Source organism: Clostridium carboxidivorans P7 (genome assembly GCF_001038625.1).
Lineage (GTDB): Bacteria > Bacillota > Clostridia > Clostridiales > Clostridiaceae > Clostridium_AM > Clostridium_AM carboxidivorans.
This window is the reverse complement of record NZ_CP011803.1, coordinates 5,508,502-5,529,228: the sequence shown is the minus strand read 5'-3', so window position 1 is coordinate 5,529,228 and position 20,727 is coordinate 5,508,502. Positions and strand designations below refer to the sequence as shown.

The following is a 20,727-nucleotide window of genomic DNA, read 5'->3' as shown; positions in this document are numbered from 1 at the left end:
AAAGGAACCCTTAGCAGGTCTTTGCTTCAAAGGCTGTTATTTAGCCCATCCCATAGATCTCTTTACAGCTTCATGCCATCCTTCTAATAATTTTCCTTTTTTGTCTTCTTCCATATTAGGTTCAAAACTTCTTGATAAAGCCCAGTTTTGAACTACATCATCTCTATTTTTCCAATATCCTACAGCAATACCAGCAAGGTAAGCTGCTCCAAGTGCTGTAGTTTCAATTACTTCAGGTCTATCAACCTGTACACCTAATATATCTGACTGGAATTGCATTAAGAAATTATTAGCACATGCTCCTCCATCTACTTTTAAAGCTTTAAGTTCTATACCTGAATCTTCTTGCATAGCTTTAAGTACATCATAAGTTTGATATGCAAGAGACTCTACTGTAGCTCTTATAAAATGCTCTTTTTTAGCACCTCTAGTTAATCCAACCATTGTACCTCTAGCATATTGATCCCAATATGGTGCACCTATTCCTACAAAAGCAGGAACTAAGTATACTCCATTAGTATCTTCTACTGCTGTACAATATTTTTCTGATTCTGGAGCAGATTTAATCATTCTAAGCTCATCTCTAAGCCATTGTATAGCAGCTCCTCCTATAAATATGCTTCCTTCTAAAGCATATTCAACTTTTCCATCTATACCAACTGCTATAGTTGTTAATAATCCATTTTTAGACTCAACAGCTTTTTCTCCTGTATTCATAAGTAAGAAACATCCTGTACCATAAGTATTTTTAGCTGTTCCTGGTTTAAAGCATGTTTGTCCAAATAATGCAGCTTGCTGATCTCCTGCATCACCTGCTATCTTAATTGGTGCTCCAAATAATTTTTCATCAGTTTCACCATATACACAGCTAGATGGTTTTACTTCTGGAAGCATGGATTCTGGTATGTCTAAAATTTCTAATAATTCTTTATCCCATTTTAATTCATGTATGTTAAATAGCATAGTTCTAGATGCATTTGTATAATCGGTTACATGAATTTTACCTTTTGTTAAATTCCACATAAGCCAAGTATCTATATTACCAAAAGCTAAATTTCCTGCTTCTGCTTCTTTTCTAGCGCCTGGTACATTATCAAGTATCCATTTTACTTTTGTTCCTGAAAAATATGCATCTAAAATAAGACCAGTTTTTTCCTTTATAATTTTATCTAAACCTTTAGCTTTTAATTCATCACAATATGAGGAAGTTCTTCTGCACTGCCAAACTATTGCATTATATATAGGCAATCCAGTTCTCTTATCCCATACTACTGTAGTTTCTCTTTGATTTGTAATACCTATAGCAGCTACATCCTCTGCACTTATATTAGCCTTTAGTAAAGCTTCTGAAGCTACACTAAATTGAGTAGCCCATATTTCCATTGGATCATGCTCAACCCAACCTGCTTCTGGATATATTTGTTTAAATTCTTTTTGAGACACGCTTACAATTAAGCCTTTTTCATTAAATAATATACACCTTGAACTTGTAGTTCCTTGATCCAATGCCATTACATACTTTGCCATAATCCATTCCTCCTCAAATTTATATAAAATACTACGGTTTTTTATAAATTTTTTTATTTTAATATGAAATTTAAAATTTTAAAAGCATCATAAATTCCATAACTGGGATGCAGTAGTCGATATAGCTACTGCACCTGCAGATAATGATTCTATAACATCTTTTTTAGTTTTTATAAGTCCGCCTGCTATTATACAACTATTAGTTTCTTGTTGTATAACACTTATTATTTTACTTGCAACCCCAGGCATAACCTCTACTGCATTTGGTTTATTCTCATGAATATTTTTTATTCCTGTTTTTATGGAAAGTGAATCCATTATAAACACTCTCAGTATTGTATATAGTCCTAGTTGGTTGCCATATTTTATATTTGATGTTTTTGTACTTATAATACCTTGAGGATGCACATTTTCCTTTATATATCTTATACCAGCAGAATCTCCTCTAAGCCCTTCAATTAAATCTACATGTACAAAAACCATTTTATTTTTTTCTTTTAATCTAGAGCATATATTAGATATAGTTAAAATATCTCCATATAATACGAATACAATTGAAGCCTTGCTTAATAAAGCCTTATCTAAATCATGATCATTTCTTATTGCTACTATTATCGGGTTTGCTATTAATGTTTCTCTTAATTTCATATTACCTTAAGACTCCTTTGTTAACTTTCTATTTTTTCCATATTTTAATTTTATCACTTTTCAATTTTCTTGCAAGTTATAAAACCAAAAGAGTCCAAAGTTTTCAAAATTTAAAATACAGCGACGAATAATAAAGCTCCTGCAATTGCTCCTACTATAGGTCCAAAAACTGGCACCCAAGCGTAAGACCAATCTGAATCACCTTTTCCTGCTATAGGAAGTACAGCGTGTGCTATTCTTGGTGATAAATCTCTGGCTGGGTTCATAGCATATCCTGTAGGTCCACCTAAAGATGCACCTAAAACAAAGATTAATAATGCTACAAAAAGAGTTCCAAATCCATCAGCAGCTTTTGTAGCGCCTATACCAAGAATACCAAATACTAATGTAGCTGTAGCTAAAAACTCAGTTAAAAAGTTTGCCTTCAAATTTCTTATAGCTGGAGCTGTACAGAATATTCCAAGCTTATCAGCTTGACCTTCTGTTTCCTTCCAATGTGGCAAGAAAGTTAACCATACTAAAACAGCTCCTACAAATCCACCTAACATTTGAGCAATCACATATCCTGGTACTTCTGCTGCTGGGAATTTACCTACAACAGCTAGTCCTATAGTAAGTGCTGGATTTAAGTGAGCTCCACTTATTCCCCCAAATATATATGCAGGAAGTCCAACTGCTATAGCCCATGCTGCTGTTATAACTATCCATCCTCCACCTTGAGCTTTACTTTTAGCTAATGTACAGTTAGCACAAACTCCATCTCCTAAGTAAACTAAAATCATTGTTCCTAGAAATTCGGCCATCATCTTTGACATAACATCCTACCCCCTAATTAAATTTTTTTGTTCTTGTTGTAACCGGTTACAAATTAGTTTGAATAAATCCTCCATTTTATAAAATAAATGTCAAAATGCATGAAAATAAAAAGAGCCGACTTTAAGACAAGTCTCACATAGACTTCTCAAAAAGCGGCTCTCTAAATCTCTGCCACAATCATTATTTTATAAAATAGCTTGTATTAATGATATCACATATATATAAATATATCAATATTTTTTAAAAGTTCAAATTAGATAAATTTATCTGCATATTGATAATTTTTTCACTATTTCTACATATGTTATGTTTCTTTTCTTGCATTATTTTTCTATAATAAAACTTAAAATAAGTTTTATTGAGTTTTAACTTCTTTTATGTAATCTTCCATTTCCAGTATTGTTATGCACTTTCCTCTTCCCGCTCTATTTTGGATTTTAATATCATCAATAGCTACATCAATTGCAATACTTTGTGAAGATTTTAATACAAATTTATTATTTAAACATTTTTTGCAGCTTAAAATTTCTGAATAAATAACTTCATCATCTTCTTTTAAACTTATACCAGTAACACCAGAAGCCACTTTTCCCATTGGGTTTATAGTATCACTCTGGAATCTTATGCACATAGCCCTTTTTGTTACCATAATTATCTCTTCTTCAGTATTCTTTGATAACTGAACATTTATTAAAATATCTTTATCACTTTTAAATTTATAAGCTATAGTAGAAAAATAATCTCCTTCAAATTCCTTCAAAGATGTCTTCTTAACCATACCCTTCTTTGTAAAAAAGTATATATTGCCATCATCAAAATCTTTCACAGATATAATGTTAACAATATTATCTTTATCTATGTCATCCCATATATCCTTTATGCTTATTCCCTGTTCTCCAACATTCTGTAACATGAAGGCTGGTGTAGAAAATACATTTCCATCCTTTGAAAAAATCAAAATTTTACTTTTTGAATCTGTACTTACACTTAAAGGCTTACTACTCATTCTATTTCTATCACTGGTCTTAATTATTCCAAATCTATTTATACTTAAAGTAAATGTTTTAAATACAAATTCCGCAGTAAAATCTATACTTATTATCCTATCTTTAGGACTCAAATTTACTAATTGCAGCCCCATTATATTTCTATCTGATTCTTCTATTTTAGGTTCTTCAACTACAAATTTAAGTCCTTTTTCTGTTTCAATGTTTATAAAGGTCTCTTTCCTATCCTTTGGTGCAATAATAACTTTTATAACTCTTTCCTCATTTTTTAACTTTAACGCCATAATTTTAGTGTAATTAGTATTAAATTTATCTATACCTGTCTTTTTTACAATTCCCCTGTCGGTAAAGAAAATTAAATTCTGAGACTCCATAAAATCATTTGCAGAATAAACTGCCACAATACTTTCTTGACTTACATCTAGCGTTTTTATTATACTTTCTATTCTTTCTCCTTTATCCTTCCACTTAAACTCTGGAATATTTATACCTTTACTTTGATACATATTTCCTTTATCAGTAAAAAACATTAAAGTACTTTTAGTATTTGAGTTAATTAGGAATTTATTAAAATCTCCTTCTCTATACTCTATATCTCCTACTTCAGCATTTATTCTGTTGTAAGTTTTTAATGGTATTCTTTTAATAAATCCTTCGTTAGACATAGTTATAACTATGTCTTCTTCTACTATAAGTTCTTCTAAATTTATTTTTGCTTCATCATCATTTTCAACTATTGTAGTTTTTCTATTATCCCCGTATTTTTCTCTTATTTCTGTAAGCTCTTTTTTTATTATCTTCAAAAGCTCCTTTTCGCTGGAAAGTATTTTATTTAATCTTTTTATTTCTTTTTCAAGTTCTTTATGTTCTTTTTCAAAGGCTACAATTTCAAGTCCTGTAAGTCTATAAAGCATAAGCTCTAATATAGCTTCAGACTGAACTTCTGTAAACCCAAAACCTTCTATTAAGTTTTTTCCTGCATCCTTTTTTGATTTAGAACTTCTTATAACTTTAATAATCTCATCCATTATTCCTATAGCTTTTATAAAACCTTCAACTATATGAAATCTTTTAGATGCTATTTCCATTTCTCTTTCAGTTCTTCTTCTTACTACATCTTTTTGATGTTCTATGTAGTGATAAAGTATAGTTTTTAACCCCATAGTTTGAGGTTTTCCCTTTGCTAAAGCTACCATATTAAAGGAAATATTACACTGCATATCTGTTCTCTTGAAAAGATATTTCAATACTTTATCTACCGTTTCTTCATCAGAAGACTTTTTAAATTCTATTACAGCTCTAACTCCTGTTCTATCTGACTCATCTCTTATATCAGAAATAGACTCTAAGGCTTTTGCATGCTTTTTATCTGCTGTCATTTCAGATATAGTTTGAAGCAATTTTGCTTTACTTCTTCTATAAGGAAATTCTGTTATAACAATACCTAGCCTTCCACTTTCTAACCTTTCTATAGAAGTTTTAGCTCTTAATGTAACTCTACCTTCTCCTGTTTCATAAGCAGATAAAAGAGATTTCTTTCCTATTATGATTCCACCTGTAGGCAAATCAGGTCCTTTTATGTATTCCATAAGTTCTTTTGTATCTATATCTGATTTATCAATGTATGCAATAGTTGCATCTATTACTTCTTTTAAATTATGTGGTGGTATATTTGTAGCAAGTCCTACAGCTATACCAAAGGCTCCATTTACCAAAAGATTTGGATATTTAGCTGGAAGTACTTCTGGTTCTTTTTCAGAAGCAGAATAGTTATCCACCATATCCACTACACCCTTATCTATATCCCTTATTAGCTCCATAGCAATTGGAGTAAGTCTTGCCTCAGTATAACGCATAGCAGCAGCATTATCTCCATCCTGGCTTCCCCAATTACCATGCCCATCTATAAGTGGTTTTCTGGTAGTAAAATTTTGAGCCAGTATTACCATAGCATCATACACGGAGGTATCACCATGAGGATGATATTTACCAAGTATGTCTCCTACTATTCTAGCTGATTTATAATAAGGCTTATCTGGAAAAGCCTTAAGCATATATGAACCATATAGTATTCTTCTATGTACAGGTTTAAGTCCATCACGTACATCAGGAAGAGCCCTATCCTTAGCTACTTCTACAGCATAGGGCAGATAGTTCTCTGGCATAGCTTCTTCTATAGAAACTTTTATTATATTATTATCTACTGGAATTGTTGTTTTCTTCGACATCAATTACCTCCTAATGTGAGTTTTTAGTATAGTTTAATCGTTAAATACAGCATACTTGTACATATAATTTTTTCTAGGAGCAACCACATCCCCCATAAGCAGTGATACCATTTTTTCTGCTTTTGCAGCATCTTCTATGGTAATCTGCTGAAGAGTTCTAGTTTCAGGATTTAATGTTGTTTCCCAAAGCTGATCTGGATTCATTTCTCCAAGACCTTTGTATCTCTGTATTAAAGCACCTTTTCCTACTTGCTTTTTTTCTTTCTCCAATTCTTCATCACTATAAGCATATCTAACTATTTCCTTGTTCTTATTCTGTTTATATACCTTATAGAGAGGCGGAAGTGCTATATAAAGATGACCATTAGATATTATCTGTCTCATATATCTATATATATAGGTCATCCATAAAGTTCTTATATGATATCCATCTACATCAGCATCTGACATTATTATTATTTTATTATATTTAAGATCTTGTTCCTTATAATTTTGTAGAACTCCTGTACCTATTGCTGTATTGAATATTTTTAACTCTTCACTTCCAAGTACATTTTCTAACTTTTGTTTTTCAGTATTCATTATCTTACCTTTAGAAGGCATTATAGTTTGAAATCTTCTATCTCTAGCTTGTTTGGCAGATCCACCAGCTGAATCTCCCTCCACAACTATGAATTCACTAAAAGAAGGGTCCTTTAGTGTACAAACTGCTATTTTTCCAGCAAGCGGAGCAGTTCCCTTACCTATTTTTTTCTTTTCAGCTTCATTTATTTTTTTTATTTTTTCACGCCTTGCAGCTGCATCTATAGCATTATTAATAATTGAACTAGCTGTGTCCTTGTTATCCTCTATCCATTCAGAAAACTTGGTATAAGCCAAATCATTCATCATTGTATAAGCTTCAGTATTACCAAGCTTTGTTTTTGTTTGTCCTTCAAATATAGGATTAGTTATTTTTATTCTGACTATAGCTGTCATTCCTTCTCTTAAATCGTCTCCTTCAAATTCCTTATCCTTTTCTTTTAATAGATTTAGTTTTTTAGTCCACTCTTTAAAAGCTCTTGTCATCCCGGCTTTAAATCCACTTTCATGGGTTCCTGATTCTGTAGTTGGAATGTTATTTACATAACTTGCTATATACTCTGTTGTAGAATCTGTAAATTGAACACAGACTTCGCTGTACATACTTATACCGTTTACTTCTCTTTCTCCTTCAAAAAGTATTGGTGGAGTGTGCAGCGCTGTCTTACTCTCATTTAAATATTCTATAAAATCTAAAAGACCTCTTTCCGAATGGTATTCCTTTTCTACCACTTCATCTTCTCTTTTATCAATAATTTTTAGTGTTATACCTTTATTTTGGAAAGCCAATTCCTGAAGTCTTTCATCTATTACATCAAACTTAAATTCTGTATTAGAAAATACATCTTTATCTGGTAAAAAGGTTACCTTCGTTCCAGTTTCTTTTGTATTGCCTGCTATCTTTAGTGCAGTTACTGGAGTACCTGGCATATCTCTTTTTAAAGACTTATCATAGGCATATTCAAATCTTTGAGTATATATATGGCCATTTTGCTTTATCTCAACTACTACCCATTTTGAAAGTGCATTAACTACTGCAGCACCAACACCATGAAGTCCTCCAGAAGTTTTATAAACATCATTATTAAACTTACCGCCAGTATGAAGCTCTGTAAATACCATTTCTACACCGGATTTCTTCTTTACTGGATGTATTCCTGTAGGTATTCCTCTACCATTATCTATAATAGTTACACTTTTATCTTTATTTAAAATTACTATAGCCTTGTCTCCAAAGCCATTGGATATTTCATCTATAGAATTATCTAAAATTTCCCATATACAATGATGAAGTCCTTTACTTCCCGTAGAACCTATATACATACCAGGTCTAACCCTAACTGGTTCTAATTTTTCTAGAGAAGTCAATGCAGTGACATCATAAACCTGTACTTTTTCCTCTCTCTGTTCCATTCGTATCCTCCATAATTTTATTCTTAATAGTATACATTTTATCAAAAACTCAAAATAAAAACAAATGTTCTTATTTGTTTTACAAAATTCATATATTGACTTATTATACAACAGCATTTTTGTTTTAACAACGTCATTAGAACATTGTCATACATAATATCTATACACGTATTCTGTTATATATTAGTTTATTTTTGCATAATAAAGGATACCTTCCTTATAGAAAGTATCCGATTTATTATACTCTTAATGTAAAAATTGTTCAATTATTATGTTACCGTTTTAAAACAATATAATTCTCTATTTCAGAACACATTATATGGTATTTTTGGATTTTCCTATACAAAGTATTTCTTCCAATTCCCATAACTTTAGCTGCTAAGGTTATATTTCCCTTAAAATTATGAAGCACATTGATTATATGATTTTTCTCTAAAAGTTCAAGGTTCATATTTCCAATCTGAGTATTCTGTTTAAAAACTGTGTTTTCTATATTTATTTCGTAAACCTTAGAATAACAAAATTCTTCAGGTAATTTTTCCGTATTTACAGTAAGCTCAATAACATTTTCTAATTCTCTTACATTTCCTGTCCATTCGTATTGTTTCAAATTTTCCATAGAATTTTCATCAATATCAACTATTCTCTTATTAAGTCTTTTACTAGCTTTTTTCATATAGTATTCCACCAAAAGAGGCACATCTTCTTTCCTATCTCTCAGTGATGGTACGTGGAGTGGTAGCACATTAAGTCTATAAAATAAATCTTTTCTAAATCTCCCTTTCGATACTTCCTCTTTAAGATCTTTATTAGTTGCTGCAATGATTCTTACATTTAGAAGAATTTGCTTACAACCTCCAATTCTGTTAATTACACCTTCTTCCATAACTCTTAGAAGACTTACTTGCATATCTAATGGCATCTCACCAATCTCATCAAGAAATATAGTTCCCCCTTCTGCCATTTCAAACTTACCTGCATTACCTCCTTTTTTAGCGCCAGTAAATGCTCCATCTTCATATCCAAATAATTCTAATTCAATGAGATTAGATGGTAACGCTCCACAATTTATTGCAATAAAAGGCATATCTTTTCTCTGACTATAATTGTGTATAGCTTGGGCAAAAATTTCTTTTCCTGTACCACTTTCCCCAGTAATAAGTATTGTTGAATTACTATCTGATATTTTTTTAGCATATTCAACAGCATTTGTAATCTTTTTACTTTTACCTATAATTTTATCAAAAGTATATATGGCTTGATTATTTAGTAACCTTTTAGCAAGTTTTCGCTCCTTTTTTATAGCATTATAATTTTTAAATTCAAGTATTTTTTCAATAGCATTAGCTGATGCAACCACCATCCCAAGCGTGTGTGAATTAACACATTCACTATATCCAGTCAAATCCAATACCCCTATGATTTCCCCTATTCCATTTCTTATTGGCGCTGCGGAACACGTCCATCTATGGTAAGAATTTAAAAAATGATCTTCTCCAGATACTTGAACAGGTAGATTATTCATAAGCGCTATACTCATGGCATTAGTTCCTATGCTTTGCTCATTCATATATGCTCCTGGGAACACTTTTAATTTAAATGCCTCCCTAAGTATATCTTCATCTCCTATTACATTTAATATGCATCCTTCCATATCTGTTAATATCCAGAGGCATTTTGTGTTTTTGGTAAAGTCACACATTCCATTCATAAAAAGTGATGTATTTACAACTAATTCCTTGTTTTGTTTCAATTTTTTTTGTAATTCTTGAGATGTAATTATTTTTCTACTGAGAACTCTATTTTTTTTTATTCCAAGAGCTTCACATCTTTTATGAGATTCTAATATAATTTTTTTTTGTTCATCTTTATTAAATTTTCTCATATCACTTATCACTTCATCTACACCTCTCAATTTATTCTTGATCACCCATTCCATACATCATCTTTGTACTAAAACTTTCTTGTTCTTTTAAATAATATTTCAAATGTTTACTTGATAATGATAAAAAAATCTCAAAAATGATATAATTGATATTTCATTTTTGAGATTTAATTTTATAATATTGTATATTTATTATGAAATTCCTCTTTATATCATCATAGTAATACTCCCAAAGTAAGCAACCATATGAAAATCATAGATTTGCATTCTTCGCTTGTCTGCTTAGAATTCTACTTTCTCTCCAGTAAATGTGCACTGGAATAATTTCTTCATCTCTGCTTCAGTTATGGCTCTTGGATTTGATCCAGTACATGCATCTCCCATAGCATTATGTGCTATAAAGTCCAGATTTGCATTGAAATCTGCTTCCTTTATTCCATAATCCTTTAATGTTTGAGGTATATTCATTTTCTTATTTAAAGTTTTTACAAAATCAGTTAAATCATCTATTAACTCGTCTTTTGTTTTCCCATTAAATCCTAAAGCTTTAGCTATATTTGCATATCTATCTCCACATGACTTTTTATTAAAATCAATTACATAAGGAAGGAATATAGCATTTGCACATCCGTGTGGTATGTGGAATACTGCACCTGTTTTATGCGCCATACTATGTGCTATTCCAAGTAATGCATTTGAAAATGCCATTCCAGCTAAACACTGAGCCACATGCATTTCACCTCTTGCTTCTTTATCTCCTTCATAGGATTTTATTAAAAATTCTTGTATCATAGTTATTGCTTGTATGGCAAGTGGATCTGAAATATAAGATCTTGAGCTTGCTACATACGCTTCTATAGCATGAGTTAAAGCATCCATACCTGTATGAGCTGTTAATTTTGGTGGCATTGTTTGTGCAAGAGCTGGATCTACTATAGCTATATCTGGTGTCAAGTTAAAATCAGCTAAAGGATATTTTATCTTAGCTTTATAATCAGTTATTACTGAAAAAGCAGTAACTTCTGTAGCTGTTCCGCTTGTGGATGCTATTGCTACAAATTTAGCTTTTTGCCTTAAATCTGGTATTCCAAAAGGAATAACAGCCTTCTCAAAAGTAAAATCAGGATACTCGTAGAATATCCACATAGCTTTAGCTGCATCTATTGGTGATCCTCCACCTATAGCTACTATCAAATCTGGTTGAAATTCTCTCATAACTTTTGCACCATTCATAACGGTTTCAACTGATGGGTCTGGTTCAACGCCTTCTATTAATTTAATTTTTATTCCTGCTTCTTTTAAGTACTCTTCAACTTTTTGAAGAAAACCAAACTTTTTCATTGACCCTCCACCAACAACAACAACAGCTTTTTTACCCTTTAACGTTTTTAAAACTTCTAAAGAATTTTCTCCAAAATAAATATCTCTTGGCAATGTGAATCTTGACATTTTTATACCCCCTAATATAATTTATTTAGCTTGTTTTTAATAACTTTGAACTTCAATGATATATAAAAATCACCAAAACAAAATGTTATTAATACATCCTATATATATGATTAGCAAAATCCATTCCAATAATATACTTTAATTGTAATTAATGCTATACTTTTTAGCAATCTTCCTCATATCACCTTAGATAAATAAACCTCTCTAAAGTTTTCTATATGTGTTCCATATATTTTACCTAAGTTCTGACAATTCTGATAATATTAAATAAAATAAGAAAGAACGTTCAAAAAAGAGCCATTATCCTACATTATTAGTGCTCAAAAATAATACAGTGTTCCATTTTAGAACACCTATGTTATCCTATTTCCTTAATAATCAAAAACATACAAAAAGTAAAAGAGATATAAACGACATATATCTCTTTTACTTTACAAATTGTATAAAATTACTGTTTTATTTCTATATTATATTTTTTTATTTTACTATATAAAGTATTCCTTCTTATCCCTAGTGCTTCTGCTGAGCGAGTAATATTTCCTTTAAACTTTTTTAATACTTTAACTAAATGTTCCTTTTCTGCAAAATCCAATTTAAGTGAATCCTCACTGATATTTATCAATACCTCATTATAGCAGTTTCCATTTTGGAAATAACCTGAAGGTATAGATTCGGTATTTATAATTAATTCAACAACATTTTCTAACTCTCTTATATTGCCTGGCCAATCATAACTATTAATTTCTTTTAACCATTCCTCTGATATAGAAGGTTCTTTCTTTTCTAATCTTTTTGATATATTCTTAATCAAATATCTAATAATAAGCGGTATATCCCCTTTTCTTTCTCTTAAAGGGGGTAAAAATAATGGTAATACATTAAGCCTATAATATAAATCCTTTCTAAACCTTCCAAGTTCCACTTCTTTTTTTAAATCTCTGTTTGTAGCAGCTATTATTCTTACATCTACAGGTATAGATTTTGAACTTCCAATCTTTGTTATCACACCTTCTTGTACAACTCTTAAAAGTTTTGTTTGCATATCAAGAGGCATTTCTCCTATTTCATCCAGCATTATAGTTCCACCATCTGCCAATTCAAACTTTCCACGATTACCGCCTTTCTTGGCACCTGTAAAAGCCCCTTCCTCATATCCAAAAAGCTCAGATTCTATAAGCTGCTTTGGAATTGCTCCACAATTTAAAGCTATAAATGGGCCATCAACTCTGCTGCTATAATTATGGATAGATTGTGCAAATACCTCTTTCCCAGTTCCACTCTCCCCCATTATAAGTATAGTTGATTTACTATCTGAAATTTTCTTAGCATATTCTACAACTTTTATAAAATTCTCATCCTGTCCAATTACCTTATCAAAAGTATAATAGGCCTGGCCATGATTTTTCCTCTTTATTTTTTTAACTTCTTCAAAAACATAGACTACTTCAATATCATCCTCTTCACAATTATATATTGAACTAACCATTAAATTACATCTAAAATTATTTCTTAATGTCCTTATATTTACCTCTCGTGAAAAACTTTCACCTAAATATATAGCATTTCTTATTTCATCCCAATTTTCCACAAGTTCATTCATTTCGTATGCCTTTAATTTATTGATACTGTTACTTCCAAACATATCTAATGCCTTATTATTACAAACCTTTATTTTTCCATTCATATCGGATGTTATTATAGCAACAGGAATAGAATTAAATAAGTTTTTTATATGCTTATTGTTTATATTTTGTATTTTATTATATTCTTTTACCCTAAGCATCTCTTCTATAGCATTAGAAGCAGCTATAACCATTCCTAATGTATGCGAATGTACACATTCAATATATCCAGTAAGATTTAAAACACCTATAAGTTTTCCGTGACTATCTTTTATAGGTGCTGCTGAACAAGTCCATTTATGATATGCTTCTATAAAATGATCTCTTCCTGATACTTGAATTGGCCCTTTACTATCTATAACCATACTCATAGCATTAGTCCCAATATTTTTTTCATCCATAAAAGCTCCAGGTATCATTTTTAAAGAAAATGCTTGTGAAAGTATCTTTTCATCACCTATAGCATTTAGTATACATCCTTCCCCATCTGTAAGCAGCATAAAAAAATTAAATCCTTTTACAAAATTAATTAATTGTTCCATGTATGGTGCTGCAGTTACTATTAAATTCCTATTATCTGTAAATCTTCTTTGCAGCTCTCCTTCAGATATAATTTTTCTACTATAAACTTGATGTAAATCAATGCTAAATCTTTCACATCTCTCATGTGAAAGTTCTATATCTGACTTAGAAGTAAGTATATTCATTATAATCCCTCCATTATAACTATAATAACTTTCTCCATTTCCACTTTTCATTTTCTATATCCCAAGAAAATTCATTTATGCAGCCATAGTTTTGCTCTATATCAAACATACATTTCAGCGGTAATGATAAAATCGTGCTTATTATTACTCTATTCACTCCTGCATGAGCAATTATAAGTATATTTCCATGTGTATTTTTTATAATGGATTCCAAAACAGGTTTAACCCTTTCTCTAACATTATTAAAACTTTCTCCGCCTTCAGGTACAAAACTATCTATATTTTTCCCCCTTTCTTTAAATTGCTCTGGAAAATAACTTTTTATATAATCAAAGGTTTTGCCTTCCCACTTACCCATATTTATTTCCATTAATTCTTTAAGCAAAACTTTTTCAACATTCCTGTTTTGCAAAATTATATTTGCTGTTTCAACACACCTTACTAATGGACTTAAATATGCTTTTTCCAGCTCTATGCTATAAAGAATTTCTTTAAGTTTTTTTGCTTGCAATATACCATCTTTATTTAGTGGTACATCTGAGATTCCGATATAGCGTTTCTTATCACCTATATCTATTTTTCCATGCCTTACTAAATAAATTTTTCTACTCATAACTTAATAACTCTTCGGGATATAAATCAAATTTTTCCCCTGTTAACTTTACTATCTTTTCTTGAATTTTTTCGGCATCCTCAAATCTTTTTTCCACCTTTTTTAAAGTCAGGTTATCCTCGCAAAACTTCATTGAATATTCAGAAAATCTTTCTTGAAGTTCCACATATTTATCCTCTTTTACAAGCTTATCTGCTAAGTATAATATCTCATTTTCCGTAATTGGACTATTTTCATGTACTTCAATATCCATATGAGTTGATATTATCTTTCCAACCTTTTCATACCCTAAATCCTTTAATATTTTTGCTCCTACTTCTGCATGATCTTTTTGGTTTCTAGCTAAATCATGTAAAAGTGCTGAAGCTCTCATGACATTTTTGTTAAAATTACATCCTCTTTCATTTAACTTTTTTAAAATTTCCAAAGCAATTTTTGCTACTTCTTCACAATGTCTTATTATATTATAAGGTACATCATATAAGCCTAAAATGCAATAACATTCTTCTATAGTTGGCGAATTAAAATGATAATATTCTAATAATTTGTCATAATCCTGTCTAGTATCCATATCCATTAATATACTTTTGTCACAAACGGGAATATTTATAGAATCTCTTTTATACTTTTCTAATACTCTCTTAAGTCCTCCCTCTCCATTACTATTTATTATCTCATTCTTATATTTGGGGTGTATAAGAGGAGGATGTCCTAATTCAAATTTAAAACTAGGATATATAATTCCCTTATTACATTTCAAATACTCACGTTTCAACTTTTCTATGGTGTGTTTTTTTACAAGCGGTATATCAACAGGAAGCATAAAAAATCCATCAATTGTATCATCTAAAGCTTTTACTCCTGTTACTATGGAAGAAAACATGCCTTCTGAATAATTTTCATTTTTTACACATTTAACTCCTGAATCCTTTAAGGTTTCTATTATTTCATTTGCTCTATGGCCTACTACTACTATAATATTATTAATTCCTGATGCTTTAAGAGTATTAACAACATTTTCTACTGCAGTATATTCTCCAAACTTTAAAAGGGGTTTAAACCCCTTCATTCTGGAAGAATATCCTGCAGATATAACTATAGCTCCAAAATTATCTTTTTTCATTTAGTGGCCCTCTTTTAACTTTAATTAATTCTGCAACAATACTTACTGCTATTTCTTCAGGAGTTTGGGCAAATATGGAAACACCTATAGGACTATATACCTTTTTTAAATCCTCTGAAGTATATCCTTCGCTTAAAAGGCTGTTATAAACAAATTCTCTCTTTTTCTTACTTCCTATCATCCCTATATATTTAGCATCAGTTTTTAATACTTGTGCTAACACATCTTTATCATATGCATGTCCTCTTGTAACTATTATAATATAACTATTATTATTCACTTTTATATGCTCTAAAAGATTTTCAAATGAAGAAATAACCTTCACTTCTTCAACAGTTTTAAATCTTTCTCTATTTGCAAATTCATCTCTATCATCTATAACAACAGTTTTGAAATCCAGCATATTAGTTATCTGTGCAATTTTTTGGGATACATGTCCAGCTCCTATTATATATACAATTTCATTGTTTAAAACAGGCTCTATTAAATATTGTTTTCCTTCTAAATTGACATTTTTCATAACAATATTTTTAAAATTTTCTCTTAATTCCCTGCATATCAACTGAACTGTATCATCTTCTTCTCCATAAAATGATGCTTCACTGCAAATCCATTTGTCTATTTCTCTTACACTGTTGTCTTCTTCAGGTATTTTAGTTATAATTGCAAAATTATCACCCTTCATTTTAAGCTGAAATGCATTTTTATATATATCCATCATTTTACTATCATTATAATCTACATACTCTAAAAGCAGTTTAACACTTCCTCCACAAGCTGCCCCCAATGCTGCAGCTCCTTCATTAGTTAAAGAAAAACTTTTAACCATGGAAACTCCATCTTGAAAAACCTTTGAAGATAGTTTTATGGCCATAGCCTCAAATATACCTCCACCTATAGTACCTACAATTGAAAAATCTCTTTTTATAATCATCTTTGCACCTTCTTCTCTAGGTGCAGAGCCATGCTTTTCTAAAATAGTAGCTAATACAAAATCTTCTTTATTATCTATGAGCTCAATCATAGTTTCATATATGTCTTTCATAGTTATCCATCCCTCCTGCAATCACATATTTTCCGTTTTACCATACTATTCTTAATCTCAGTTGTTTCCTTAAAGTGTCTTATAGAAACATCTAAATTCTTTTTATTTGCTGCCACCAGTCTTTTTATACTTTCTTTAAGCAAACTTTCTATTTTATAAAAATCTTCTTCTTTTTTTGCAGCAATATCTATACATATTAAGTCTTCCTTTTCAATACATGCTTTATAATTTATTACCTCTTCGAAAGATAAGATTATTTCATCTAAATCCTTCATGTATATAAATTCATTCTCACCTATTTTAATTCTATTTTCTATTCTCCCAAGAGATCTGCTCATAGTTTTTAAAAAAGTACCACAAGTACAGCTTTCTATATTAAAACGTGCTATATCTCCAGTTTTATATCTTATTAAAGGCATACCTTCTCTTGTAAGTGTAGTAAATACTATCTCACCACATTCTCCATCTTTTACAACCTCACCTGTATAAGGATCTACTATTTCGAAATATAAATCATTCTCTCTCATATGATATCCATTTAAAGCTTCACACTCTACTCCACCACCATAGCCCATTTCTGTCATTCCATAATGTGTAAAAACTTTACATTGAAACTTATTTGTAATTTCTCTTATTAAAGTTTCTGGTACATAGTCAGTACTTAAGAGAATTTTTCTTATATTATCTTTAAAGACTTCACTTTCCATCCTTGAAAAATGGAGAACCTGTATTGGGATTCCCACTATACAAGTTATTTTTTTATTCTTTATAAACTCTGCAGCATCTTTTAGATCTGAGAGCATTCCATATACATAACACCCTATATTTATTTCATTTAAAGCCTTTTTTAGCAAATCACCTATACTGCCATAACTATTACCAGGCAAAAGAACAAGTACTCTATCATTTCCATCTACTAGAGATCTCATGCCATACTTAAAAAATTCAACTGTAAGCTTTAAATCATTTTCAGTAAAATATATTCTTTTTTCTTCTCCACTTGTTCCTGAACTTTTTAATGTCACTATTCTAGAAATATCTCTTTGAGGTACACATAAAAACTTATTAGAAAATTCTCTTATATATTCAGGTAGTGTAAAAGGAATTTTTTCAAAATCTTTAAATGATTTTATATCAGCTTCATCAATATCTTTCAAATGTTCACTATAAAATTCACTATGCTTTTTTACATATTTTACAGCTTCTCTTATTTTGCTCAGCTGATATTCTTCCAAATCCTCTCTATTTCTTTCTTTTATTCCTGTTTCATTTAATATCCATGCTTCAAGTGGTGTCAGCTTCATTTTGCATCCTCCATATTAACCTTGCAATTTCTATAAATGTAATTTCCTTTTGCATCCGTAATATTATACATACAAAATGGTATAAGTTTTCCTTCACTATTCACTACATGGATACAACAATCTTTAACTCTTTCTAAATCCACATTCCACACATCTTGAAAAGCCATACCAGATATACTAAAAGAATAATTTCTTATACTATACAATATTTCATCCCAACTACTTACCTTATTAGATTTTATTTTTATATTTGAATCAGATGCTTTTCTAAAAGACCAACTTCGTGAAACAAATTCCTTTGCCTTTTTTGCACCTTCTTCTGCTTTTTCACTTGTACAGCAGCAGCTGCTTTTATTATTTGTAACATTTATTAATTCATTTTTATTTTTATATATATAATTACCATGAAAAGAACATAATGCATTTTCGCATCCAGGTGGTTTCATACTATCAAGTTTAAACTTACCTTCTGTCTGCTTTTCTATATTTTCCATAATTTCAGGAAGTGTAATCCTCTGTTCATCTTTAGGAATAGCTGGTACCCTTCCAAAATAACTAACGGGTTGAAAATGCACCCCTCTTACTGTAGGTATATTATTCAAAGCAAAATTTATAATTTCTCCTATGTTATCTACATTTACTTCAGGAACTATGGTAGGTACCAATACTACACCTATATCATACTTTTTACAGTTTTCTATTGCTTTTATTTTTATATCTAAAAGTTCTGATCCTCTCAATTTCTTATATATTAAATTATTTGTACCATCAAACTGCAAAAATATTGAACTAAGTCCCGATTCTTTCAACTTCTTAACATAATCCTCATCTTGTGCTATACGTATTCCATTAGTATTTACTTGTATGAATTTAAAACCTAAATTTATTCCTAACTCTATTATTTGAGGCAAATCATCCCTTAATGTAGGTTCTCCCCCTGATATCTGTATATTGCATGCACCTGAAGCTTCTAATATTCTTTCATACATAAATCTTATTTTTTCTATAGGCACATCTTTTTTCTTATCTCTATAAGAATCTGCAAAACAAAATTTGCATTTTAAATTACACCTTTCAGTTACCTCTATTAAAGCTGTGCAAGTATGCTGCCTATGTTCACTGCAGAGGCCACAATCAAAAGGGCATCCTTTTTCAACATTAGTATAAGGCTTTTTTATATAAGCTCTTTCTTTATTTCTAATCCAGCTTTCCATTGGAATACTTCCCTTCCACAAAATAGTTTTAAAACTACCATGGTCTGAGCAGTACTTTTCCATGTAAACTTTATTATCCTCTAAAACCTTTTCTGCTTGTATTTTTTTTAAACAAATGGGACATAAACTTTCTGTTCTAGAAATTATATTTTTCATATATCTTCTCGATCCCCAAATTCATAACCATATTTAAATATTATCTGTTGAACTTTTTCATAACTTTTCATCAATATGTCCCCACATTTTACAGGATAACTTACGTTTCCGCTGTCATCAGTTATTTTTTGTATTCCTATTATGTCTCTACATTCTGTACTTTCAAATTCCTCTTGAAACCAGTCTATATATTCACTTAACATGGATTGAAAATTTTCTTTGCGATATTCTGCAGCCTCTCCTTTTCCAGCATAAAGTCCTATAACAGCTATAGCTCCAGTTAAAACGCCGCAGGTTTTGTTATCAGCTCCTATGCCTCCACAAAGACCATTTAAAGCTCTTATTAAATCTGGATTTTCTTTTTCTTCATCCTCTAAAGCTAATTTAAGCATTATTTGAGTACAGCAAAATCCACTGGAAGCCAATTTATATATACGAAAAGCAGTATCATTCATAACATTCATCCACCTTTCTTGCTATCATTATAAAATATCCTGGTTTACAATTCTTTAATAAACTTTGAAATTCTTGTCCATCTATAGAACACTGTGCAGCCTTATTCCAGAAAATACTCATGGAACCGTAGGAAAATATGGTTTTAACCATAAGTGCTTTTAACATATCGCTGCAATCTTCCAAAAGCATTATTTCAAATCCAGCTTTTTCTATCCTTTCTCTAAGTAATTTTAAATTATGCAAACTTCTCATACAGCTGTTAACTGAAATTCCTTGAAGTTCATCAATGAATTCAGGTTTTTTAGCATATACATCTGTGGCAATAAACCATCCTCCAATTTTTAATACCCTAAACACTTCACTTATGACACTATCTAAATTTTCCATAAGAGAAAGTGTACATTCTGCAAAAACTCCATGAAACTTTTCATTTTCAAAAGGAATTTGCTCCCCTCTTCCCCTTACAAAATTTAAATGTCCATAATTTTTTTTCCCTATATCTATTAATTTTTCAGAAGGATCTATTCCTACGGCCTTTATATTATATTTTTCATAAAGGTAATTTAATGTAGCTCCCATGCCGCAGCCTAGATCCATTATGAAATCTTCTGTAGAAAATTTACAAAATTCTACTGCTTTATCTGTAAGTGTAAATCCACCTGGCCTTAAGGTTGCACCTGTAATATTCCTCATATGTTCACTTTCATATGCATTACAGCAATTTGTCATTTATCCTCCAGCCCCTTTTCAACTTCAAGCATTTTTCCTAAGGCTAAATCTTCATTTATAATTACCATTTTACATTCAGGACACTGCATAAGCTCCACTTCAAAATTTCCTCCAAGATAGCGAACCTTTACTTGTTTAAGTTCTAATTCCTTATTGCACTTATCACAAATCCATGGAGTTTTTTCGTCTTTATTAATCTTCAT

Annotated in this window: 16 protein-coding genes; all 16 read right to left on the bottom strand. The window is 30.6% G+C overall.

Features of this window, described 5'->3' with window-relative positions:
- Positions 1-36: 36 nt before the first annotated feature.
- Positions 37-1,527 (bottom strand): glycerol kinase GlpK, encoded by a 1,491-nt coding sequence (gene glpK / locus Ccar_RS24860; RefSeq protein WP_007064269.1) that lies wholly within the window; start codon positions 1,525-1,527, stop codon positions 37-39.
- A gap of 87 nt (positions 1,528-1,614) precedes the next feature.
- Positions 1,615-2,175, bottom strand: a complete 561-nt coding sequence (locus Ccar_RS24855) for a glycerol-3-phosphate responsive antiterminator (RefSeq protein ID WP_007064270.1) — start codon at positions 2,173-2,175, stop codon at positions 1,615-1,617.
- Between the two features lie 110 nt (positions 2,176-2,285).
- Positions 2,286-2,990: an MIP/aquaporin family protein gene (locus Ccar_RS24850; RefSeq protein WP_007065046.1), complete on the bottom strand. Its 705-nt coding sequence runs from the start codon at positions 2,988-2,990 to the stop codon at positions 2,286-2,288.
- A gap of 356 nt (positions 2,991-3,346) precedes the next feature.
- The gene (locus Ccar_RS24845; protein WP_007062565.1) at positions 3,347-6,226 is read right to left on the bottom strand and encodes a DNA topoisomerase IV subunit A; all 2,880 of its coding nucleotides are present in this window, start codon (positions 6,224-6,226) and stop codon (positions 3,347-3,349) included.
- A gap of 33 nt (positions 6,227-6,259) precedes the next feature.
- Positions 6,260-8,221, bottom strand: a complete 1,962-nt coding sequence (locus Ccar_RS24840; RefSeq protein ID WP_007062566.1) for a DNA gyrase/topoisomerase IV subunit B — start codon at positions 8,219-8,221, stop codon at positions 6,260-6,262.
- Between the two features lie 274 nt (positions 8,222-8,495).
- Positions 8,496-10,160, bottom strand: a complete 1,665-nt coding sequence (locus Ccar_RS24835; protein WP_007062567.1) for a sigma-54-dependent Fis family transcriptional regulator — start codon at positions 10,158-10,160, stop codon at positions 8,496-8,498.
- Positions 10,161-10,388: 228 nt separating this feature from the next.
- On the bottom strand, positions 10,389-11,555 hold the full coding sequence (locus tag Ccar_RS24830) for an iron-containing alcohol dehydrogenase (protein ID WP_007062568.1): 1,167 nt from the start codon (positions 11,553-11,555) through the stop codon (positions 10,389-10,391).
- Between the two features lie 448 nt (positions 11,556-12,003).
- Complete coding sequence (locus tag Ccar_RS24825; protein ID WP_007065051.1) at positions 12,004-13,884, bottom strand: sigma-54-dependent Fis family transcriptional regulator; 1,881 nt, start codon at positions 13,882-13,884, stop codon at positions 12,004-12,006.
- A 19-nt stretch (positions 13,885-13,903) separates the two neighbouring features.
- Positions 13,904-14,497: an alpha-ribazole phosphatase gene (gene cobC / locus Ccar_RS24820; RefSeq protein WP_007062570.1), complete on the bottom strand. Its 594-nt coding sequence runs from the start codon at positions 14,495-14,497 to the stop codon at positions 13,904-13,906.
- Positions 14,490-15,620, bottom strand: a complete 1,131-nt coding sequence (locus Ccar_RS24815; RefSeq protein WP_007062571.1) for a DVU_1551 family NTP transferase — start codon at positions 15,618-15,620, stop codon at positions 14,490-14,492. The genes cobC and Ccar_RS24815 overlap by 8 nt, the downstream gene beginning before the upstream one ends.
- On the bottom strand, positions 15,607-16,665 hold the full coding sequence (locus Ccar_RS24810) for an XdhC family aldehyde oxidoreductase maturation factor (protein WP_007062572.1): 1,059 nt from the start codon (positions 16,663-16,665) through the stop codon (positions 15,607-15,609). Before Ccar_RS24810 ends, Ccar_RS24815 begins: the two co-directional genes overlap by 14 nt.
- Positions 16,666-16,667: 2 nt before the next feature.
- Positions 16,668-17,969 (bottom strand): DVU_1553 family AMP-dependent CoA ligase, encoded by a 1,302-nt coding sequence (locus Ccar_RS24805; protein ID WP_007062573.1) that lies wholly within the window; start codon positions 17,967-17,969, stop codon positions 16,668-16,670.
- Positions 17,966-19,339 carry a radical SAM (seleno)protein TrsS gene (gene trsS / locus Ccar_RS24800; RefSeq protein WP_007062574.1) on the bottom strand — a complete coding sequence of 458 codons (1,374 nt, stop codon included), beginning with the start codon at positions 19,337-19,339 and terminating at the stop codon, positions 17,966-17,968. Before trsS ends, Ccar_RS24805 begins: the two co-directional genes overlap by 4 nt.
- Complete coding sequence (locus Ccar_RS24795) at positions 19,336-19,794, bottom strand: DVU_1555 family C-GCAxxG-C-C protein (protein ID WP_007062575.1); 459 nt, start codon at positions 19,792-19,794, stop codon at positions 19,336-19,338. Before Ccar_RS24795 ends, trsS begins: the two co-directional genes overlap by 4 nt.
- Positions 19,787-20,524: a DVU_1556 family methyltransferase gene (gene trsM, locus Ccar_RS24790; protein WP_007065052.1), complete on the bottom strand. Its 738-nt coding sequence runs from the start codon at positions 20,522-20,524 to the stop codon at positions 19,787-19,789. The genes Ccar_RS24795 and trsM overlap by 8 nt, the downstream gene beginning before the upstream one ends.
- Complete coding sequence (locus Ccar_RS24785; RefSeq protein WP_007062578.1) at positions 20,521-20,727, bottom strand: DVU_1557 family redox protein; 207 nt, start codon at positions 20,725-20,727, stop codon at positions 20,521-20,523. Before Ccar_RS24785 ends, trsM begins: the two co-directional genes overlap by 4 nt.